Here is a 19,756-nt window from a genome sequence, read left to right on the forward strand (position 1 = left end):
GGTACAAGTGGTAAGGGCAAAACGTAAATTAGATCATATTGAATACGCTCTTTCTACTGGTCAGTCTCGTACGCATGGCTTTCATGATATTGATTTTGTGCATCAAGGTTTGCCAAATTCAAGTTATGACACAATAACATGTGAAACAAAAATCGGCGAACTTTCACTAAGTTCGCCGATTTTTATCAATGCGATGACTGGTGGTGGAGGAGAGAAAACGTTACATATTAATGAGCAATTAGCATATGTAGCGAAACATCATAAACTTGCTATGGCCGTAGGGTCGCAAATGGCGGCGTTAAAAGATGAAAGTGAGGCTGCTTCTTATAAGATTATCAGAAAGGTAAATCCAAATGGTATTTTCTTTGCTAATTTAGGTAGTGAGGCAACTATCGAACAAGCAGAGCGTGCCGTTGATATGATTGAAGCGAATGCATTGCAAATTCATTTAAATGTCATACAAGAGTTAACGATGCCAGAAGGAGACCGTGACTTTACTGGTGTACTTCAACGCATTGAGAAAATTGTTTTAAATAGTAAGGTTCCTGTCATTGTGAAAGAAGTTGGATTTGGGATGAGTAAGGAAACAATGCAACAGTTAGCGAGCATAGGTGTCACGGCAATTGATATTGGCGGACAAGGTGGTACGAATTTTGCTGCTGTTGAAAATGAAAGAAGACAACGAATGCTTTCTTATTTTAATAACTGGGGCATACAAACGGCAACCTCGATTATTGAAGCAACCTCTACAAATAATAACCTCTCTTTTATTGCATCTGGGGGCATACAAACAGCGCTTGACGTAGCGAAAGCAATCGCATTAGGGGCGAATACAACTGCGTTTGCTGGATACTTTTTACGTATTTTAATGCAAGATGGTATCGAGAAGTTAGTGGATGAAATTGATCTTTTACATACAGATTTGAAATTTATTATGACAGCTCTTGGTGCGAAGACGATAGAAGAGTTACAGGCTGTACCTCTTGTTGTAAAGGGCGAAACATATCATTGGTTAACGCAGCGTGGTATTGATACTGCGCATTATAGTAGGAGATAAAGAAATCAACCGTTTGGTTGGTTTTTTTATTTCCTGTTCTTTTTTAGTAATATAAAGTGAGGAACGAATTAATATTCTATAAAAATAAAAAATGAAATTATTATGTATATAAACATTAGCTTGAGAAAATTGCGACTGAAATAGAGGTTGAAAAATGTAGATATTGTACTGATGAATGATTGGGAAGGGTTTAATTTTGTCAAAGAAAATAGGTGGAGGTAAAAAAACCTAGAAAGACTTATACATGAAATATTATTTCGGTATAAATAAAAATGTAAAAGACGGTTTCGTACAATATCGAAACCGTCTTTTTGTGTTCATTAGTGCTGATTTTGTTTTCGGGCTTGCTCTGGTGTATCCAGTCCAGTTGCACCGGGATATTGTAATGATTGGTCGCGGTCAGATTCGACGCGTCGTGATTCTCTTAGTTTTCGTTCTTGACGATCTTTACCCATAATGAATAGCACCTCCTTATTAAAAGTGTTGCTGTTATGTGAAAAAACTATGCGTGAAGAAAGTGGATTAACTTTCATAAAAAGTTCCCATAATGGAAAACATAGGAGGTGAAATGATGGAAGGGAGTACTTTTTATTTTGTATCTTGGATAGGGTGGATTGTTGTAACTTTTTTTATGAAAAAGGACTCTATGCGGTGGAAGATAAGCGCTTGTATATTGATTTTTATTATTTGCTCTTCGTTACATGTAACGATTGCTTCATTCACGGTATCAGTAAATGCACTTTTGCTTTGTATTGTTGCTTTTATAGGAATCACACTATATTCGATTTGGAAAAAATTATATACCTTACTTTCGGCACTTATTATTGCAATGCTATATACAAGTTTTCATTTGTTAGAAGTATATGATCCGATTTGGATTGTGGTGGACAGGTTGTTTTTGTTAAGTAGTGCTCTTGTGTATGCATCAGTTTTATTACATGGGGATCGCATATTACGATTATGTTCTCTTTATATAGGAATGTTACAGGGAGAATTGTTTGTGACACTTATTTTTCGGAAACTACACTTTCCTTATGATTACGGGAGTTTAGCGTTTTTTGATATCGTCGCCGTTTCTACATTTTTCATGGCAATTTTGTTTTGGATTGCAAAAGCATCAGTATACATGGAACAGTTCAAGAGGAAAGCACGTAAAAGAAAGGCGAGGGTAATACATGACTGAATATACACCGGCCATTTTATGCGGAGTAATAGCGGGGACAGTAACGAGAGTGCTAATGCTCCGGACGGATACGCGTCAATATCCGACGAGGCTCCACGGGAAAATTATTCACGTTGCGATGGGGTTAATTGCAGCGGCTTTAGGAGCGATTGCGATTCCGTCAATTTTGAAAAAAGATTTTTCTGCTATTACATTTCTGACATTAGCAGCAACACAGTTTCGTGATGTGCGTAATATGGAAAGAAATACACTTCAACAATTAGATGGATATGAGCTCGTACCGCGTGGTAATACATATATTGAAGGGATTGCATTAGTTTTTGAAAGTCGCAACTATTTGGCGATGTTAACGTCGTTTGCAACGACGTTTGCGTATATAGGGTTCCGTTCATGGGTTGCTGGAGTAATTATGGCTATCATCGCATTTATTATCGCGAAAAAATTAATGTCGGGCAGAAGGTTACATGATCTTGTTGATATCGAGCATGTTCCACTTCGTTTTGAAGGAGCGGGACTGTATATTGATAATATTTACATTATGAATATTGGATTGCCAGCAAGGCAAGAGGAAATTATGAAATATGGAATGGGCTTTATTTTAAGGCCGAAATCAATTGATGCCATGGTGACAATCTCAAACTTAGGACAACGACAAGCTATTTTACATGATGTTTCTGTTGCTTTAGGGATTTATAGAGATTCTGGTACGCCAGCGCTTGTGCCGTTAGCAAAGCGTGATTTAGAAGATGGTAGGGTGGGGATTTTTGTCTTGCCACAAGATCAAGATGCAGAGAAAGCGATAGGTGTCATAGGGAACGTACCGACGTTAGAAAGTGCTGTTCATATGTCATCGGAAGCCCCGAAAGGAAGGGGAGATAAAAGATGATGTTAGAAAGTGTAATACTCGCGGTTATTACCACAGCGCCGGAGAAATTTGCTGGTGGTGCCCCTTTGTTTACTTGTGAATCGACAGATGAATTAGAGTTTGTTGCAAATAATTTAGAGGCAATTTTGGATGGTATTGCGCATCGCTTACAAGAGAATGTATATATTATTGTGAAACATTAGTAACGTGTGGTATAATGTGAGGTGTTTTGATACGCTGAGAAATATTCTGGAATGCAAATCCCTTCTTGCACAAAGAAGGGTTTTTTACATAATAAACAGAAGCAAGTTGAAAGGATGAAAGTATATGCCGAAACCAGTAATAGCAATAGTAGGCCGCCCGAACGTAGGAAAATCTACTATTTTCAATAGAATTGTTGGAGAAAGAGTTTCAATCGTAGAAGATATACCAGGTATAACGCGAGACCGTATTTATAGTGCGGGAGAATGGTTAAATCATGAGTTTAACATTATTGATACAGGTGGAATTGATATTGGTGACGAGCCGTTCTTGACACAAATTCGTCAACAAGCGGAAGTAGCGATTGATGAAGCAGATGTTATCATTTTTATGACGAATGGTCGCGATGGTGTAACTGCAGCAGATGAAGAAGTTGCTAAAATTTTATATCGTTCTAAAAAACCAATTGTACTTGCGGTAAATAAGGTTGATAATCCAGAAATGCGTAGTGATATTTATGATTTTTATGCATTAGGATTTGGCGAGCCATTCCCAATTTCAGGTACACACGGTTTAGGACTTGGTGATTTGTTAGATGAAGCTGCAAATCATTTTCCAAAGATTGAAGAAGAAGCTTATGACGATGAAACAATCCGTTTCTCTTTAATTGGACGTCCGAATGTAGGGAAATCATCACTTGTAAATGCACTTCTTGGTCAAGAACGTGTAATTGTAAGTAATATAGCGGGAACGACACGTGATGCTGTTGATACACCATATAGTAAAGATGGTCAAGATTATGTAATCATCGATACAGCTGGTATGCGTAAAAAAGGGAAAGTATACGAAAGTACAGAAAAGTATAGTGTACTCCGTGCACTAAGAGCGATTGAACGTTCTGACGTTGTTTTAGTCGTTTTAGACGGAGAAGAAGGAATTATTGAACAGGATAAAAAAATCGCTGGATATGCTCATGATTCAGGACGTGCTGTTATTATCGTCGTAAACAAATGGGATGCAGTGAAAAAAGATGAAAAAACAATGAAAGCATTTGAAGAAAACATCCGTGCTCATTTCCAATTTTTAGAGTACGCACCGATTGTATTCTTATCTGCGAAAACGAAAAAACGTACACAAACATTATTACCAGTTATTAATGAAGTAAATGAAAGCCATAGTATTCGTATTCAAACGAACGTATTAAATGATGTAATTATGGATGCGGTAGCGATGAATCCAACGCCAACTCATAATGGTAGCCGTTTGAAAATCTTCTATGCGACACAGGTTGCGGTAAAACCACCAACATTTGTTATATTTGTAAACGATACAGAGTTAATGCACTTCTCATATGAGCGCTTCTTAAAGAATCGTTTACGTGAAGCGTTCGGTTTTGTAGGAACGCCAATTCACATTATCGCTAGAGCAAGAGACTAATGGAGAGGATGTGATTTTATGACAAAAATCACAGTAGTAGGAGCAGGTAGCTGGGGAACAGCGTTAGCGATGGTATTGGCTGACAATGGACATGATGTACGAATTTGGGGAAATCGCTCTGAACTCATGGATGAGATTAATACGAAACATGAGAATAGTCGATACCTTCCAGGAATTACATTGCCAAGCACAATCGTAGCCTACTCTTCTTTAGAAGAAGCATTAGTAGATGTAAATGTAGTACTTCTTGTAGTACCAACGAAAGCGTATAGAGAAGTATTGCAAGATATGAAGAAATATGTAGCGGGTCCGATTACTTGGGTTCATGCAAGTAAAGGAATTGAACCTGGTACGTCAAAACGTATTTCAGAAGTGATTGAGGAAGAAATTCCAGAGAACTTGATTAAAGACGTTGTTGTACTGTCTGGACCGAGTCATGCTGAAGAAGTCGGTTTACGTCAAGAGACGACGGTTACGTCTGCAGCAAAGCGTATGGAAGCGGCTGAGGAAGTACAAGACCTGTTTATGAATAGTTACTTCCGTGTATACACAAATCCAGATATCGTTGGAGTTGAACTTGGTGGTGCGTTAAAAAATATCATCGCATTAGCTGCTGGGATAACTGATGGACTTGGATTAGGTGATAATGCGAAAGCAGCATTAATGACACGTGGTTTAACGGAGATTGCTCGTTTAGGAAGAAAAATGGGCGGAAATCCATTAACTTTTGCTGGTCTAACTGGTATGGGAGACTTAATTGTAACTTGTACAAGTGTTCATAGCCGAAATTGGCGCGCTGGAAATATGCTTGGAAAAGGACACTCTTTAGAAGAAGTGTTAGAAAGTATGGGTATGGTTGTAGAAGGTGTAAGAACAACGAAAGCTGCTCACGAATTAGCAGAGAAAATGGAAGTTGAAATGCCGATTACAGCTGCTTTATATGACGTGCTATTCAATGGGAATAATGTGAAAGATGCAGTAGGCTCATTAATGGGACGTGTTCGAAAACATGAAGTGGAAGCTATACCTGACTTACTTTAAAAAAAGCGACAGAAGTACATTTGTACTTCTGTCGCTTTTTATTTTTATGGGTCTTTTCACCATTTTTTTAATTTTGCATAGGATGAAGAGTAACTTGAGGAGAGGGTGAAAAGAATGGATAATAACATTTTTAATAACATTGAAAAAGAAGCGAAAGTGAATAAAGAAGATATTTTTAAATTAGCATCATCTGTACAAAATGCGAATTTACGTGATGAGACTGTGCTTCGTCAATTGATTCATCAAGTGGCTCTTATGGCAGGACGTGAAGTGCCGAAAGAACAAGAGGATCAAATTGTAAAAGCGATCATTAACAATAATATGCCCGCTGACTTTGGCTCGTTAAGCAAAATGTTTAAAAAATAAAATATAAGAAACAAAGAGTTTGTAGATTGCATATGATAGCCATGAAAGTATGGGAATAGAGCTGTTTTGGGCATATTTGGTCAACCGAAGCGAGAGATACACTCGCTTCGGTTTTATTTTTATCTAGATTAGAGGAAGATGCGAAAAAATATGTGGATTAAAGTTATATATTCGTAATTTGTAATAAAATGTTCTTTTTTTTATTTGTTTAAAAATTTTAATTTGTTAAAATAGTATAAAAATAGATTAATAAAAAGGGGTGTGTATATGTCAGATGGGCTTTTAAAAATGTGGTTTGCTTTAGGAGCAATTGGATTTATGTTTTTTGCAGTAAGTTTTATTTTACTAAGTAGATACAAAATAAAGAATAAATTTTTGAAAGGGATTACAGCGTTAGTAGCGTACACCCTTATGGTTGTGTCAGGAATTGTTATTTTTCTTGTTGTATTTAGTGGACCAGTACAGCAGTAAAGGGAATGGTCTCGAAAATGCTACATACGGAGCAAGTTATATTAGTATGAAAAGGTGATTGCTAGTGAAAAAAGTCCATATTATTTTAATATTTTGTTGTATGAGCCTTTTAACAGGTTGTCTGTATCCGAAAGAAAATATGAGACAAAATGCTGTTCCTTATGAAGATCAGCTACAGGTTGTCCAAAAAGCTGTAGAGACATTTAAGGAGAAAAATGATGGGATATTGCCAATTAAGACGCGGGATATGAGTACGCCTATTTATCAAAAGTATCCAATCGATTTTCAAAAGATTGCTCCGCGTTACATACAAGAAGCGCCAGGAAATGCGTATGAAAGCGGAGGGGTGTACCAATACGTATTAATAGACGTTGAAACAAACCCAACAGTAAAGTTAATTGATGTTAGGATGGCTGAACAAATCCAGGAATTATCATTAAAGCTTAGGATGTATCGGGATGAACATCAATATCCACCATTTAAAAAGGTAATTTCAGATGGTGTGTATGAATTAGATTTCAAAAAACTAGGATACAAAGATGTGCCACAAGTAACAAGTCCGTACTCTGGTAAAGGGCTTCCTTTTGTAATCAATGAAAAGGGAGAAATTTATGTTGATTATCGAATCGACTTATATGAAGCGTTGAAAAAAAATGAAGGGCAATTTCAGGAGGGGGAAGATATTCGGAATATACTTTTGAAAGATTCTCCATTTGTACCTGCGTATTCTTTACCGTATACGGTAAAGAATGGAGAACCAATTTTTTTAAAATCATAAGTCATGAACCTTTCTTTTAGTGAATAAGTTCTAGAAGAAAGGTTTTTTATGTTACACAACTTGCGATGCAAACAAAAGGTATTTTTTAATAGTCATATGAAATTGGACAAAATTATATGATATATTGTCCGAACTTCTAGAATACCATTATATTATATCAGATATTATAGGCAACGTTAGAGAAGGTATTAGTTGACTATAAACGTGGAATTATTCCCAAAAATATTGAGGGAGGGAATCACTTGGAAAAGGTAGATATTTTTAAAGATATTGCGGAACGCACAGGCGGTGATATTTATTTTGGAGTTGTAGGAGCTGTTCGAACAGGGAAATCAACATTCATTAAAAAATTTATGGAACTTGTAGTTATTCCTAATATTGAGAATGAGTCTGACCGTCAAAGGGCGCAGGATGAACTGCCTCAAAGTGCTGCTGGTCGTACAATCATGACGACGGAACCGAAGTTTGTTCCAAACCAAGCGGTTTCTATCGAAGTAGATGAAGGTCTTGAAGTGAATATTCGATTGGTAGATTGCGTTGGATATACGGTTCCAGGAGCAAAAGGCTATGAAGATGAGAATGGCCCACGCATGATTAATACTCCTTGGTATGAAGAACCTATTCCATTCCATGAAGCTGCAGAAATCGGAACACGTAAAGTAATTCAAGAACATTCCACAATTGGTGTTGTAATTACAACAGATGGAACGATTGGTGAAATTCCAAGAAGAGATTATATAGAGGCAGAAGAACGCGTAGTAAATGAGTTAAAAGAAGTCGGAAAACCTTTCATTATGATCATCAACACTGTACAGCCGTATCATCCAGATACAGAGCAATTGCGCCAAAGTTTATCTGAAGAATATGATATCCCAGTCATTGCGATGAGTGTAGAAAGTTTAAGGGAAACAGATGTGTACAATGTACTTCGAGAAGCATTATTTGAGTTCCCTGTTTTAGAAGTGAATGTTAACCTTCCGAGCTGGGTGATGGTGTTAAATGAAGGGCATTGGTTGCGCCAAAGTTATCAAGAAGCGGTTCAAGAGACTGTGAAGGATATAAAACGTCTTCGTGATGTGGACCGTGTCGTTTGGCAGTTTAGTCAGTATGAATTTATTGATCGAGCGAGCTTAGCTGGTATTGATATGGGGCAAGGCGTAGCAGAGATTGATTTATATGCACCGGATGAATTATATGATCAAATTTTAAAAGAAGTAGTAGGGGTAGAAATTCGAGGGAAAGATCATTTATTAAAGCTTATGCTCGATTTATCTCATGCAAAAATAGAATACGATCAAGTGGCGGATGCCTTGCGTATGGTAAAGCAAACAGGATATGGTGTAGCAGCGCCTGCGTTAGCTGACATGAGCTTAGATGAGCCAGAAATTATTCGTCACGGTTCAAGGTTTGGTGTGAAATTAAAAGCTGTAGCTCCGTCTATTCATATGATTAAAGTAGATGTGGAGTCAACGTTTGAGCCAATCATTGGTACTGAAAAGCAAAGTGAAGAACTAGTTCGTTACTTAATGCAGGATTTTGAAGATGACCCATTATCAATTTGGAATTCTGATATATTCGGGCGTTCACTTAGCTCTATTGTTCGAGAAGGCATACAAGCGAAACTATCTTTAATGCCAGAAAATGCGAGATATAAATTAAAAGAAACGCTAGAGAGAATTATTAATGAAGGATCTGGCGGATTAATTGCGATTATATTATAAGAAAAAATCCCTCTCATCGTAGAGGGATTTTTTTGATTTTTGCGTATGGAATAGAAAAATAAACAGTCATTATCTAATATATTGTTGTAAATTGTCAAGTTTCATCAGATTTTCACATTTTAAGAGTAACAATTTCCTTAAAAATATTGAATTATAAAGGAGAATCGTATAATATAGGCGTTGATAATGATTTATCTACATCTTTGTAGTATAGAATTTGTAAAAATTGCCTACAAATGAAAGTAAGACTCATTTTATGATCATTATACAGTCTTATCTTTGGGAGGAGGTGAATGGCATGAACAAGACAGATTTAATCAATGCTGTTGCAGAAGCAAGTTCCCTTTCTAAAAAGGACGCAACAAAAGCAGTAGACGCTGTTTTTGATTCTATCTTAGAAGCTTTAAAGCAAGGTGATAAAGTACAACTGATCGGATTCGGTAACTTCGAAGTTCGTGAGCGTGCGGCTCGTAAAGGTCGTAACCCACAAACAGGTGAGGAGATTGAAATCGCTGCAAGTAAAGTACCTGCATTCAAACCTGGTAAAGCGTTAAAAGATGCGGTTAAATAATCCTTACATATTAACAGGGAAGAAGAGTTTCCTTTTTGGGAACTCTTCTTTTTGCTTTTAAAAACATAAATATGCTAGAATGTGTTCGTATCACTTTTAGGTTTTCGGGAGGGCTAGCGGATGGCAAAAGTTAATTTAGAACAAATTGAACATGCAGTACGCCTTATTTTAGAGGCAATCGGAGATGACCCAAATCGTGAGGGAGTACTTGATACACCAAAGCGTGTTGCAAAAATGTACGCAGAAGTGTTCTCGGGTATGCATGAAGATCCGAAAGAACATTTGCATAAAGTGTTCGGAGAAGATCACGAGGAGCTTGTACTAGTAAAAGATATACCGTTTTATTCGATGTGTGAGCATCATTTAGTTCCATTCTATGGAGTTGCTCACGTTGCATATATTCCGCAAGGCGGAAAAGTGACAGGGTTAAGTAAATTAGCTCGTACTGTAGATACAATTGCACGTCGTCCACAACTGCAAGAACGTATTACATCAACAGTAGCAAACTCTATTATGGAAGTACTAGAGCCGCATGGTGTAATGGTAGTAGTAGAAGCGGAACATATGTGCATGACGATGCGTGGTGTGAAAAAGCCAGGCGCGAAAACAGTAACAACAGCAGTACGTGGTGTGCTAGAAAATGATGCAGCAGCACGTAGTGAAATTTTATCTTTTATTAAATCGAAGTAAAGAAAAGTAGGAAACTGCTTTTCTTTTTTTTTTATGTAAATAAATGATATAGTTTTAGCAAGGAAGAGTGAGAATAGAAAGACTACTAAAAAGAATGGAAGATGTTATTTCGTTCGGTGGAAGTTTGGAAAGAGTAGCCAAGTTTTGGTTATAGAAAATAGTATGTATGTGTTATAATAAGTTTTATGAATTAGAAAACAAGGGTGATTTTTGTGTGTGACATCTACGGAGGGTATGCGGGTATAAGAGAGAAATTGATGGAGAAATTACGCCATCCTTATTTTATAAACTATATTGAAGAACCATTTATTGATGAAGAAAAAATAGCATTGTTATATGGTGCTTTAAAAGGTGCAAATTTACATATAGAACAAATTGAGCATTATGTAGTAACGATTATGCTTGTGCAAATTGCGCTTGATACACATGAAAGAGTATCAAATAAAGCAGGGGAAGAAGCAAATGAATCGCATAAACGTCGTCAGCTAACAGTACTTGCTGGTGATTACTATAGCGGGTTATATTATTACTTATTGTCTATGAATCGTGATATTGTTTTAATCCGTGCGCTTGCTGAAGGAATTAAAGAAATTAATGAACACAAAATAATGTTATATCAAAAAGCGCATGAAACGATGGATGACATAATGGAAAGTGTAGTTACGATTGAGTCTGCACTCTTGCAAAAAACATGTGATCATTTTCATTTATCGCATTGGAAGCCGTTTATAACATATGTACTAGGAAAAAACCGTCTTCAAAAAGAATGTGAACTGCATGCTGATAAACGACATTCACCTGTTTTTCAAGCAGTTCAAGGGATTGCGAAGGATAAAGCGGAGGCAGAAACAGTTATACATGGATGGATGATGGAACTCAGAAAGAAAGAAAATCAGTTTTTAGAAAACCACACAGATATAAGCGAAATAAACTCTGTGTTAAGAGATAAATCGAAGACATAAGCTATTTTACATTGGAAGAAGGTACGAGCATGCAACAATCAAAAGAAGAAAGAGTACATGATGTATTTGAGAAAATCTCTGATAAATACGATGTGATGAATTCTGTAATTAGTTTTCAAAGACATAAAGCATGGCGTAAAGAGACGATGCGCATTATGGATGTAAAACCAGGTAACAAGGCTCTTGATGTATGCTGCGGGACAGCGGACTGGACAATTGCGCTAGCTGGAGCGGTAGGTGAACAGGGCAAGGTTGTTGGTTTAGACTTCAGTGAAAATATGTTATCTGTCGGTAAGCAAAAGGTAGAGGCGTTACAATTAAAACAAGTAGAACTTCTACATGGGAATGCAATGGAACTTCCATTTGAAGATAACACATTTGATTATGTAACGATTGGATTTGGTTTACGTAACGTACCAGATTATATGCACGTATTAAAAGAAATGACGCGTGTAGTAAAGCCAGGTGGAAAAGTAATTTGTTTAGAAACATCTCAACCAACAATGATTGGTTTTCGACAAGGATATATTTTATACTTTAAATATATCATGCCGTTATTTGGAAAGTTATTTGCGAAAAGTTATAAAGAATATTCATGGCTGCAAGAATCTGCTAGCTCATTCCCAGGTATGAAAGAACTGGCTAATATGTTTGAAGAAGCTGGACTTGAACGTGTACAAGTGAAGCCGTTTACTTTTGGAGTAGCAGCGATGCATTTAGGTATGAAACCAGAATCAAAATAGAAAAAAGAAGTTTTAGGTTAAGGTGAACAATATGAAGTTACAACTTATGTACTCTTTTTTACGATCGGATATTAATGTGATAGAAAAAGAATTAAAAAAGACAGTTGCTTCTGAACAACCATTAGTAGAAGAGGCAGCATTACAACTTATTGAAGCTGGTGGGAAGCGAATTCGTCCTGTATTTGTATTGCTTGCGGGAAAATTTGGAGATTATAAGTTAGATGCAATTAAGCATGTAGCTGTTGCGTTAGAACTTATTCATATGGCTTCTCTTGTTCACGATGATGTTATTGATGCTGCATTTTTACGACGTGGTAGTGCGACTGTGAATGCGAAATGGGGAGATCGTATTGCAATGTATACAGGGGACTATCTATTTGCTAAGTCTCTTGAATGTATAACAAATATCGAAATTCCAGAGGCGCATCAGGCGCTATCGCATACCATTTTAGAAGTATGTAAAGGTGAAATTGAACAAATTAAAGATAAATACAATTATGACCAAAATTTACGAACGTATTTAAGAAGAATAAAGCGAAAAACAGCATTATTAATTGCTGCGAGTTGTCAACTAGGAGCAATTGCTGCTGGCGCTAATCGTGATACGGTAAATCGACTATTTTGGTATGGGTATTTTGTAGGCATGTCGTATCAAATTATTGATGATATTTTAGACTTCGTTTCTACAGAAGAGAAGCTTGGAAAACCTGCTGGCGGAGATTTACTACAAGGGAATATTACGCTTCCTGCCCTATATGCTATGGAAGATCCCGTACTTCGTAAGAAAATCATATCTGTACATGAAAATACAACAGCGGACGAAATGAAAGAAATTATTGAGGCTATAAAAAATAGTGACGCTATTGATCAAGCATTTGCGTTTAGTGAACGTTATTTACATAAAGCATTAGAAATCATAAAACCACTTCCGCGTGGACAAGCGAAGTATGCATTACAAAATGTAGCAAAGTATATTGGGAAACGAAAATTTTAGTGTTTTTTCTAAAAAATAAAATAATCTCTCTATTTCAAAACTATTGCACAATTGTGATAAGGGTGTTAATATGTGTGTGGGGATATACAATTACATACATAATTCAGAAGTGGAGAGATTTTTTATGGAAAAAACATTTCTAATGGTAAAACCAGACGGTGTACAACGTGCTTTCATTGGGGAAATTGTAGCTCGTTTTGAGAAAAAGGGCTTTCAATTAGTTGGTGCAAAATTAATGCAAGTCACTCCAGAAATTGCTGGACAACACTACGGTGAGCATAAAGAAAAACCTTTCTTTGGTGAATTAGTAGACTTTATTACATCAGGACCTGTATTTGCAATGGTATGGCAAGGTGAAGGTGTAGTAGATACAGCTCGTAACATGATGGGTAAAACAAGACCACATGAAGCAGCTCCTGGAACAATTCGTGGAGATTTCGGTGTAACTGTTGCAAAAAATATTATCCATGGTTCTGATTCGTTAGAAAGTGCAGAGCGCGAGATTGCTATTTTCTTTAAGGAAGAAGAATTAGTTGACTACTCAAAATTAATGAATGAATGGATTTACTAATTATTTTGAAATAATTTGTAAACGCTTTAATCACTGTGATAATAGTAGAAAGTGCAAGGAGAATAGGGGTATTCTTCTTGCACTTTTTTTTGTTTCAATTAGTTACGAAGTTAGAGCTGTTATGATATATTGATATGTAAAGTAAAAGGCCTATCGGAGAATAAACGAATGGCTGATTAATTATATAATTTCTTTCATATTTTTAGAGTAAGGAAAGATAATATCATTGCTTAATATAGCGAGATAAATACATATACGAAAAGAGGAATAACGTATGCGATATATTACAGCTGGTGAATCTCATGGTCCACAACTTACGACGATTATAGAAGGTGTTCCGGCAGGACTGCCTTTAGTAGCGGATGATATAAATGAAGAGTTAGCTAGAAGGCAAAAGGGGTATGGGCGTGGTAGACGCATGCAAATTGAAACAGATCAAGTGCAAATTGTAAGTGGTGTTAGACATGGAGAGACATTAGGTTCTCCAATTGCACTTGTTGTTGAAAATCGTGATTTTGCACATTGGACAAAAATTATGGGCGCAGAGCCTTTAACGGAACAAGAAGAAAAAGAAATGAAAAGGAAAGTAACAAAACCAAGACCGGGACATGCTGATTTAAATGGTGCGATTAAATATGGTCATAGAGACATGAGAAATGTACTTGAGCGTTCTTCAGCACGCGAAACGACAGTGCGTGTTGCTGCTGGTGCGATTGCTAAAAAAGTGTTAGCAGAAATCGGTATTACAGTGGCGGGCCATGTAATTGAAATTGGTGGTGTTGAGGCTAAGGAAGTTACGTATAGTTCAATTGAAGAATTAAAAAATATTACAGAAGCATCACCTGTACGTTGCTTAGATAAAGAAGCAGGTAACCAAATGATGAAAGCAATTGATGATGCGAAAGCAAATGGTGATTCAATTGGTGGAATCGTTGAAGTGATTGTGGAAGGAATGCCAATTGGGATCGGTAGCTATGTGCATTATGATCGAAAACTGGATGCAAAATTAGCAGCCGCAATTATGAGCATTAATGCTTTTAAAGGCGTCGAGATTGGAATTGGTTTTGAAGCAGCGCATAGACCGGGAAGTGAAGTTCATGATGAAATTTTGTGGAATGAGGAACATGGATATACACGAAGAACAAATAATGCAGGTGGATTAGAAGGCGGTATGACGACTGGAATGCCAATTGTTGTGCGAGGTGTGATGAAACCGATACCTACACTATATAAACCTCTTCAAAGTGTAGATATTGATACGAAAGAGCCTTTTACAGCGAGCATTGAACGTTCAGATAGTTGTGCTGTGCCAGCAGCTAGTGTCGTTGCAGAAGCGGTTGTAGCTTGGGAATTAGCGACAGCTTTAATAGAACAATTCGGATTAGATCGTATGGACCTTATTCGTGAAAATATTGAGAAACATAATGAATATGCGAGGGGATTTTAATGGGAAACATACATATTCAAACGAAATCAAAAGAATATGATGTACATGTAGGAAAAGAATCGTTGTCACATTTGACAACAATCGTTCAAAACATGCAGCCATCTGTATCAAACATTATGATTATTTCAGATGAAGCTGTTGCATCTTTCCATTTACAGACAGTTGTAGATGCATTGCAAATAGAGCAAAAAGTATTTTCATTCGTTGTACCGAGTGGCGAAAAAGAGAAGTCTTTTGAAAACTTCTATGCAGCTCATACGTCAGCTCTTGAAAATAAATTAGATAGAAATTCTTTAATTATTGCACTTGGAGGCGGGATGATTGGAGATTTAGCTGGCTTTGTTGCTGCGTCGTTTATGCGTGGAATCCGCTTTGTTCAAGTTCCAACAACTTTATTAGCTCATGATAGCGCAGTAGGTGGGAAAGTAGCGATTAATCATCCGTTAGGTAAAAATATGATAGGGGCATTCCATCAACCAGAAGCAGTTGTATATCATACGCCGTTTTTACAGTCTCTTCCTGAAAAAGAATGGCGTTCAGGTTATGCAGAAGTGATAAAGCATGCTCTTATTGGTGATGTAAAGCTGTATCATTGGCTAAAAGAAGAAGTGCAAACATTAGCAGACCTTCGTGATGAAAAGTTAATTCATATATTAACGAAGGCGATTCCTGTAAAGGCGAATATTGTAGCGCAAGATGAAACAGAAAAAGGTGTACGTGCTCATTTGAACTTTGGACATACGTTAGGCCATGCGCTTGAAAAAGAGCTAGGATATGGAAATATTACTCACGGTGACGGAGTAGCGGTTGGCATGCTATTTGCTTTGTTTTTAAGTGAGCAAGTGTACAAGGTTGACCTTTCCTATGGAGAGATGAAGCAGTGGTTCTTAAAGTACGGCTATCCAAAAATGCCAAGTGATTTGAATGTAGAGCGCCTCGTCCAGTTGATGAAACAAGATAAGAAAGCAAATGCTGGAGCAATTCATATGGTGCTAATGCAGGAATATGGGGTAGTGAATGTCGTATCTATTCCAGATGAGACTGTTCATATTGCGTTAGAGGCATTTCAAAAGGATATGGTTTAAAAGGTGCGAAGTGCTTGTTTAGATGTATTCTCGTAATAGTGACGGTAATGATAAACGATTATAGTAAGGGATTATAACCGTATTGTAATTGAATAAAATGACTGGGGGAAGAAAAATGAGAGTGAAAGAGCAATTGTTAACTTTGAGAGCATATGTACCTGGGAAAAATATTGAAGAAGTAAAAAGGGAGTATGGGTTATCAAAAATTGTGAAATTAGCATCGAACGAAAATCCATTCGGTTGCTCAGCACGCGTAACAGAAGCATTAACTTCTTTAGCGAGTCAATACGCACTTTATCCAGATGGATATGCATTTGAACTTCGGACAAAAGTAGCAGAGCAGTTAAGTGTCAAAGCAGAACAACTGTTATTTGGTAGTGGATTAGATGAAGTTATTCAAATGATTAGCCGTGCATTACTACACGAAGGAACAAATGTTGTAATGGCGAATCCAACATTCTCACAATACCATCACCATGCTGTTATTGAAGGAGCAGAAGTTCGTGAAGTACCACTTAAAGATGGCATTCACGATTTAGATGCGATGTTACAGCAAGTAGATGATAAAACAAAGATTGTATGGATTTGTAACCCGAATAATCCGACAGGTACATATGTAGAGAAACAAAACTTACTTTCATTTTTAGAATCAGTTCCTAAGTCAGCGCTCGTTATTATGGATGAAGCATACTATGAATATGCGGGAGAAGAAGACTATCCGCAAACATTACCACTTCTTGAAAAGTATGAAAATCTTATGGTTTTACGTACGTTTTCAAAAGCATATGGTTTGGCTGCTTTTCGTATCGGGTATGCGGTTGGTAATGTGAATTTAATCGGGCAGCTAGAAGTAGCAAGGTTACCATTTAATACATCGACTGTAGCGCAGGCTGTAGCACTCGCTGCATTAGAAGATCAAGTATTTTTACAAGAATGTGTGAAAAAGAACGAAGAAGGATTAAATCAATATTACGCATTTTGTAAGGAATATAATGTATTCTATTATCCATCTCAAACAAATTTCATTTTCTTAAAGCTCGGTATTCCTGGTAATGAGGCTTTCGAACGATTAATGAAGAAAGGCTACATTGTTCGTTCTGGTGCTGCATTTGGTATACATGATGGTATTCGTATTACTGTCGGTTTGAAAGAAGAAAATGATGAAATTATAGAATTATTGACAGAGCTTGTAAAAGAGCAAGTAAAGAAAGAAGAAACATATTCTTAAGAAATTGTGAAGGCTCCTATTATAGGGGCCTTTTTTATCGCATTAAAAATAAAGGTTGAAGACTGGTAATTAAGTTGTTCTGTAAACCACGGTTTGTATGGCTCGATAATTAGTGAGAGAAGTTATTTGCACGGTCATAAAAGAAAACGGTACAATAGAAAGTAGTAATGCGGTATCGGTGTCATATTCGAATCGTTATCAGTGAAAGTACAAGAAGAAGTATGCTCATTCTAGAGGTTGCGTTCTTACACCTAGTTGCTTATGATAAAGTGAAACTTTAATCAGTGGGATGTTTATCCCCTACTGATTATTAGCCCGCACCAATCGGGGTAAATGACCAGAAAATAATATTTGTTAGAATTAAAGGAGACGTTTATGCAAAAATTTGAACAAGCTGTTTCACATATTGAAAATGGTGAAGCGGAAAAAGGATTACAATTATTAAAAGAACAATTAAAAATTGCGAATGATGAAGAGAAGTATGATATCGCTCGCTATTATCATACACTTGGATTTACGGATGAAGCGTTAGCAATTACAGAAGATTTGCGTTTATTGTACCCAGAAGAAAGTGAATTCACTGTATTTTTAGCAGAATTATATATTGATCTAGACAAAGAAGATGAAGCAATTGAAGTGCTTCATGATATTCCCGAAAATGATGATTTATATGTTCAATCGTTATTACTTGTTGCGGATTTATTCCAAATGCAAGGTTTCGATGATGTAGCAGAACAAAAACTATTAAAGGCGAAAGAAATGATGCCTGACGAGCCTGTTATTACGTTTGGATTAGCAGAGTTATATAGTAGTAAAGGGGAAGAACAAAAGGCAATCACTTATTATGAGGCGCTATTAGCGGAACATAAAGTAATGGGTGGTGTTGTCATTGCACTTCGCCTCGCAGAAACGTTAAGTGCGATTGGAAATTGGGAAGAAGCGATTTCTTATTATGAAGCAGGTTTAGAGGAACAAAAAGATATCCACTCATTATTTGGATATGCCTTCACATTATATCAAGGTGAAGAATACCAAAGAGCAATTGGTGCTTGGCAAGAATTAAAAGAATTAGATCCGGAGTATGCATCGCTTTACATGTATTTAGCGAAAAGCTATGAAAAAGAAGGAATGCTTCAAGAAAGCTATGAAACACTTCAAGAAGGAATTAAAGTAGATGAGCTTTCTGTGCCATTTTATGTAGAATTAGCGAACATTGCGGCGAAATTAGGAAAAATAGCGGAAGCAGAGGAAGTGCTTCAAAAAGCGCTTGAGTTAGATCCAGGACATTTAGGGGCGATATTAAAATATGCGTATATCCTAAAAGAACAAGAAAAGTATGAAGAGTTAATTGCAGTTGTAGAGCGTGCGATTGATAGCGGAGAACCAGATACACAACTACTTTGGGATCTTGCATTTGCAAAAAAACAATTAGAAATGTATTCGGATGCATTAAAACACTATGAAAGTGCATATACTTCTTTTAAGAATCATCCAGACTTCTTGGAAGAGTACGGTTATTTCTTATTGGAAGAAGGTATGCGAAAAGAGGCGAAAGAAGTATTTACTCAGTTAATACAACTAGACCCGACACAAATTCATATTGAAGAATTGTTATATAATTTAGAGGATTTTTCATAAGTTGGAAGGAAACTGAATACCGCTTCTTGAATCTAAAAAGAAAAGAGAAAGACAGAGGAGGGACTTAATTGCTATGAATACCCCTGTTTCTGTAAACGAGAAGAAGGATTTTGTAAAATGGTTTTTGAACAATTACCAACTGAAACAGCGTGAATGTGTATGGATTTTGAATTATTTAATGAGTCACGACCAATTGATGCATAAAGTCCACTTCGTAGAGCATGCAAAATATTGTCCGCGTGGCTTAGTGATGTCCGCGAATTGTGTAAAAGATACACCGTTTCACTTTTTTAAACAAAATGTTATGACAACAGATGCTGAAAAATCGTTTCATGATATTCGTTTAAATCGAGATGAGGATATTTATATTCAACTCAATTTTAAATCATCGTTTCAAAATGCCAATTATGTAGCTGTATTAGAAGAAAACCCGTATTTACCGAAGCATATTGAAGTAAATGAAAAAGATCGTTTACTTGCAGAAAGATTTTTAGAAGAAAGTGTATTTTCTTTTAGAAGAGAACGCCTTTTGAAACAAATTGATGAAGCGCTGGATAAGCAAGATCAGGAAGCGTTTCATAGGTTAACAGCTGAGTTAAAGATGTTATAGAATTCATTTGGATTCATAAAATTTTAAAAATTTCAGACTTTTTAAGAAAAACTACCTATATTAAGGTAGTTTTTCTTTTTTTACCTCTTTTAGTATG

Annotated in this window: 22 protein-coding genes; 21 read left to right on the forward strand and 1 reads right to left on the reverse strand. The window is 36.5% G+C overall.

Annotated elements, in window-relative coordinates; genetic code table 11:
- Window positions 1-7 precede the first annotated feature (7 nt).
- A complete protein-coding gene (locus KZZ19_RS07515; RefSeq protein ID WP_237982875.1) occupies window positions 8-1,057 on the forward strand; it encodes a type 2 isopentenyl-diphosphate Delta-isomerase in 1,050 nt (349 codons plus the stop codon).
- 320 nt (window positions 1,058-1,377) lie between these two features.
- Here KZZ19_RS07515 and KZZ19_RS07520 read toward each other — a convergent pair whose 3' ends face one another.
- Window positions 1,378-1,512, reverse strand: coding sequence for a YpzI family protein (locus tag KZZ19_RS07520; protein WP_000513900.1), 135 nt, complete (start codon window positions 1,510-1,512; stop codon window positions 1,378-1,380).
- Between the two features lie 116 nt (window positions 1,513-1,628).
- Between KZZ19_RS07520 and KZZ19_RS07525 the strand changes: the two genes are divergently transcribed.
- From KZZ19_RS07525 to KZZ19_RS07620, 20 genes are all read left to right on the forward strand, one after another.
- Window positions 1,629-2,240: a YphA family membrane protein gene (locus KZZ19_RS07525; RefSeq protein WP_237981860.1), complete on the forward strand. Its 612-nt coding sequence runs from the start codon at window positions 1,629-1,631 to the stop codon at window positions 2,238-2,240.
- Window positions 2,233-3,126 carry a YIEGIA family protein gene (locus KZZ19_RS07530; protein ID WP_237981861.1) on the forward strand — a complete coding sequence of 298 codons (894 nt, stop codon included), beginning with the start codon at window positions 2,233-2,235 and terminating at the stop codon, window positions 3,124-3,126. Before KZZ19_RS07525 ends, KZZ19_RS07530 begins: the two co-directional genes overlap by 8 nt.
- Window positions 3,123-3,308, forward strand: coding sequence for a capping complex subunit for YIEGIA (locus tag KZZ19_RS07535; protein WP_088095774.1), 186 nt, complete (start codon window positions 3,123-3,125; stop codon window positions 3,306-3,308). Before KZZ19_RS07530 ends, KZZ19_RS07535 begins: the two co-directional genes overlap by 4 nt.
- 124 nt (window positions 3,309-3,432) lie before the next feature.
- Window positions 3,433-4,743 (forward strand): ribosome biogenesis GTPase Der, encoded by a 1,311-nt coding sequence (gene der / locus KZZ19_RS07540; protein WP_001125888.1) that lies wholly within the window; start codon window positions 3,433-3,435, stop codon window positions 4,741-4,743.
- Window positions 4,744-4,761: 18 nt separating this feature from the next.
- Complete coding sequence (locus KZZ19_RS07545; RefSeq protein WP_000161774.1) at window positions 4,762-5,784, forward strand: NAD(P)H-dependent glycerol-3-phosphate dehydrogenase; 1,023 nt, start codon at window positions 4,762-4,764, stop codon at window positions 5,782-5,784.
- A 114-nt stretch (window positions 5,785-5,898) separates the two neighbouring features.
- Window positions 5,899-6,150 (forward strand): stage VI sporulation protein F, encoded by a 252-nt coding sequence (locus KZZ19_RS07550; protein WP_000369753.1) that lies wholly within the window; start codon window positions 5,899-5,901, stop codon window positions 6,148-6,150.
- 267 nt (window positions 6,151-6,417) lie between these two features.
- Complete coding sequence (locus KZZ19_RS07555; RefSeq protein ID WP_237981862.1) at window positions 6,418-6,621, forward strand: DUF2768 domain-containing protein; 204 nt, start codon at window positions 6,418-6,420, stop codon at window positions 6,619-6,621.
- A 64-nt stretch (window positions 6,622-6,685) separates the two neighbouring features.
- Window positions 6,686-7,399 carry a hypothetical protein gene (locus KZZ19_RS07560; RefSeq protein WP_237981863.1) on the forward strand — a complete coding sequence of 238 codons (714 nt, stop codon included), beginning with the start codon at window positions 6,686-6,688 and terminating at the stop codon, window positions 7,397-7,399.
- 242 nt (window positions 7,400-7,641) lie between these two features.
- Window positions 7,642-9,120 (forward strand): stage IV sporulation protein A, encoded by a 1,479-nt coding sequence (gene spoIVA, locus KZZ19_RS07565; RefSeq protein ID WP_000416519.1) that lies wholly within the window; start codon window positions 7,642-7,644, stop codon window positions 9,118-9,120.
- A gap of 298 nt (window positions 9,121-9,418) precedes the next feature.
- Window positions 9,419-9,691 carry an HU family DNA-binding protein gene (locus KZZ19_RS07570; protein ID WP_001043860.1) on the forward strand — a complete coding sequence of 91 codons (273 nt, stop codon included), beginning with the start codon at window positions 9,419-9,421 and terminating at the stop codon, window positions 9,689-9,691.
- A 120-nt stretch (window positions 9,692-9,811) separates the two neighbouring features.
- Window positions 9,812-10,381, forward strand: coding sequence for a GTP cyclohydrolase I FolE (gene folE, locus KZZ19_RS07575; RefSeq protein ID WP_088095776.1), 570 nt, complete (start codon window positions 9,812-9,814; stop codon window positions 10,379-10,381).
- Window positions 10,382-10,593: 212 nt separating this feature from the next.
- Entirely contained in the window at window positions 10,594-11,343 is a 750-nt protein-coding gene (locus KZZ19_RS07580; RefSeq protein WP_140392405.1) for a heptaprenyl diphosphate synthase component 1, read from the forward strand.
- 29 nt (window positions 11,344-11,372) lie between these two features.
- Window positions 11,373-12,086, forward strand: a complete 714-nt coding sequence (gene menG, locus KZZ19_RS07585) for a 2-heptaprenyl-1,4-naphthoquinone methyltransferase (protein ID WP_088095778.1) — start codon at window positions 11,373-11,375, stop codon at window positions 12,084-12,086.
- Between the two features lie 31 nt (window positions 12,087-12,117).
- Complete coding sequence (gene hepT / locus KZZ19_RS07590; RefSeq protein ID WP_237981864.1) at window positions 12,118-13,080, forward strand: heptaprenyl diphosphate synthase component II; 963 nt, start codon at window positions 12,118-12,120, stop codon at window positions 13,078-13,080.
- Between the two features lie 124 nt (window positions 13,081-13,204).
- Window positions 13,205-13,651 carry a nucleoside-diphosphate kinase gene (gene ndk, locus KZZ19_RS07595; protein ID WP_000415890.1) on the forward strand — a complete coding sequence of 149 codons (447 nt, stop codon included), beginning with the start codon at window positions 13,205-13,207 and terminating at the stop codon, window positions 13,649-13,651.
- A gap of 274 nt (window positions 13,652-13,925) precedes the next feature.
- Complete coding sequence (gene aroC / locus KZZ19_RS07600; RefSeq protein ID WP_237981865.1) at window positions 13,926-15,098, forward strand: chorismate synthase; 1,173 nt, start codon at window positions 13,926-13,928, stop codon at window positions 15,096-15,098.
- Window positions 15,098-16,183: a 3-dehydroquinate synthase gene (gene aroB, locus KZZ19_RS07605; RefSeq protein ID WP_237981866.1), complete on the forward strand. Its 1,086-nt coding sequence runs from the start codon at window positions 15,098-15,100 to the stop codon at window positions 16,181-16,183. The genes aroC and aroB overlap by 1 nt, the downstream gene beginning before the upstream one ends.
- A 115-nt stretch (window positions 16,184-16,298) precedes the next feature.
- On the forward strand, window positions 16,299-17,411 hold the full coding sequence (gene hisC / locus KZZ19_RS07610; RefSeq protein WP_237981867.1) for a histidinol-phosphate transaminase: 1,113 nt from the start codon (window positions 16,299-16,301) through the stop codon (window positions 17,409-17,411).
- Window positions 17,412-17,786: 375 nt separating this feature from the next.
- Window positions 17,787-19,049 carry a tetratricopeptide repeat protein gene (locus tag KZZ19_RS07615; protein WP_088095783.1) on the forward strand — a complete coding sequence of 421 codons (1,263 nt, stop codon included), beginning with the start codon at window positions 17,787-17,789 and terminating at the stop codon, window positions 19,047-19,049.
- Window positions 19,050-19,122: 73 nt separating this feature from the next.
- On the forward strand, window positions 19,123-19,659 hold the full coding sequence (locus KZZ19_RS07620; protein WP_001095929.1) for a ReoY family proteolytic degradation factor: 537 nt from the start codon (window positions 19,123-19,125) through the stop codon (window positions 19,657-19,659).
- The last annotated feature ends 97 nt before the right edge of the window (window positions 19,660-19,756 follow it).

The organism is Bacillus thuringiensis, from assembly GCF_022095615.2.
GTDB lineage: Bacteria > Bacillota > Bacilli > Bacillales > Bacillaceae_G > Bacillus_A > Bacillus_A cereus_AG.

What these genes read in the sequence shown, in the direction of transcription:
- KZZ19_RS07520 (WP_000513900.1), bottom strand. Translation starts at nt 1,512, where the DNA reads ATGGGTAAAGATCGTCAAGAACGAAAACTAAGAGAATCACGACGCGTC.
- KZZ19_RS07555 (WP_237981862.1), top strand. Translation starts at nt 6,418, where the DNA reads ATGTCAGATGGGCTTTTAAAAATGTGGTTTGCTTTAGGAGCAATTGGA.
- KZZ19_RS07550 (WP_000369753.1), top strand. Translation starts at nt 5,899, where the DNA reads ATGGATAATAACATTTTTAATAACATTGAAAAAGAAGCGAAAGTGAAT.
- KZZ19_RS07545 (WP_000161774.1), top strand. Translation starts at nt 4,762, where the DNA reads ATGACAAAAATCACAGTAGTAGGAGCAGGTAGCTGGGGAACAGCGTTA.
- menG (WP_088095778.1), top strand. Translation starts at nt 11,373, where the DNA reads ATGCAACAATCAAAAGAAGAAAGAGTACATGATGTATTTGAGAAAATC.
- KZZ19_RS07535 (WP_088095774.1), top strand. Translation starts at nt 3,123, where the DNA reads ATGATGTTAGAAAGTGTAATACTCGCGGTTATTACCACAGCGCCGGAG.
- KZZ19_RS07615 (WP_088095783.1), top strand. Translation starts at nt 17,787, where the DNA reads ATGCAAAAATTTGAACAAGCTGTTTCACATATTGAAAATGGTGAAGCG.
- folE (WP_088095776.1), top strand. Translation starts at nt 9,812, where the DNA reads ATGGCAAAAGTTAATTTAGAACAAATTGAACATGCAGTACGCCTTATT.
- KZZ19_RS07530 (WP_237981861.1), top strand. Translation starts at nt 2,233, where the DNA reads ATGACTGAATATACACCGGCCATTTTATGCGGAGTAATAGCGGGGACA.
- KZZ19_RS07525 (WP_237981860.1), top strand. Translation starts at nt 1,629, where the DNA reads ATGGAAGGGAGTACTTTTTATTTTGTATCTTGGATAGGGTGGATTGTT.
- ndk (WP_000415890.1), top strand. Translation starts at nt 13,205, where the DNA reads ATGGAAAAAACATTTCTAATGGTAAAACCAGACGGTGTACAACGTGCT.
- aroC (WP_237981865.1), top strand. Translation starts at nt 13,926, where the DNA reads ATGCGATATATTACAGCTGGTGAATCTCATGGTCCACAACTTACGACG.
- KZZ19_RS07620 (WP_001095929.1), top strand. Translation starts at nt 19,123, where the DNA reads ATGAATACCCCTGTTTCTGTAAACGAGAAGAAGGATTTTGTAAAATGG.
- hisC (WP_237981867.1), top strand. Translation starts at nt 16,299, where the DNA reads ATGAGAGTGAAAGAGCAATTGTTAACTTTGAGAGCATATGTACCTGGG.
- hepT (WP_237981864.1), top strand. Translation starts at nt 12,118, where the DNA reads ATGAAGTTACAACTTATGTACTCTTTTTTACGATCGGATATTAATGTG.
- der (WP_001125888.1), top strand. Translation starts at nt 3,433, where the DNA reads ATGCCGAAACCAGTAATAGCAATAGTAGGCCGCCCGAACGTAGGAAAA.
- KZZ19_RS07570 (WP_001043860.1), top strand. Translation starts at nt 9,419, where the DNA reads ATGAACAAGACAGATTTAATCAATGCTGTTGCAGAAGCAAGTTCCCTT.
- aroB (WP_237981866.1), top strand. Translation starts at nt 15,098, where the DNA reads ATGGGAAACATACATATTCAAACGAAATCAAAAGAATATGATGTACAT.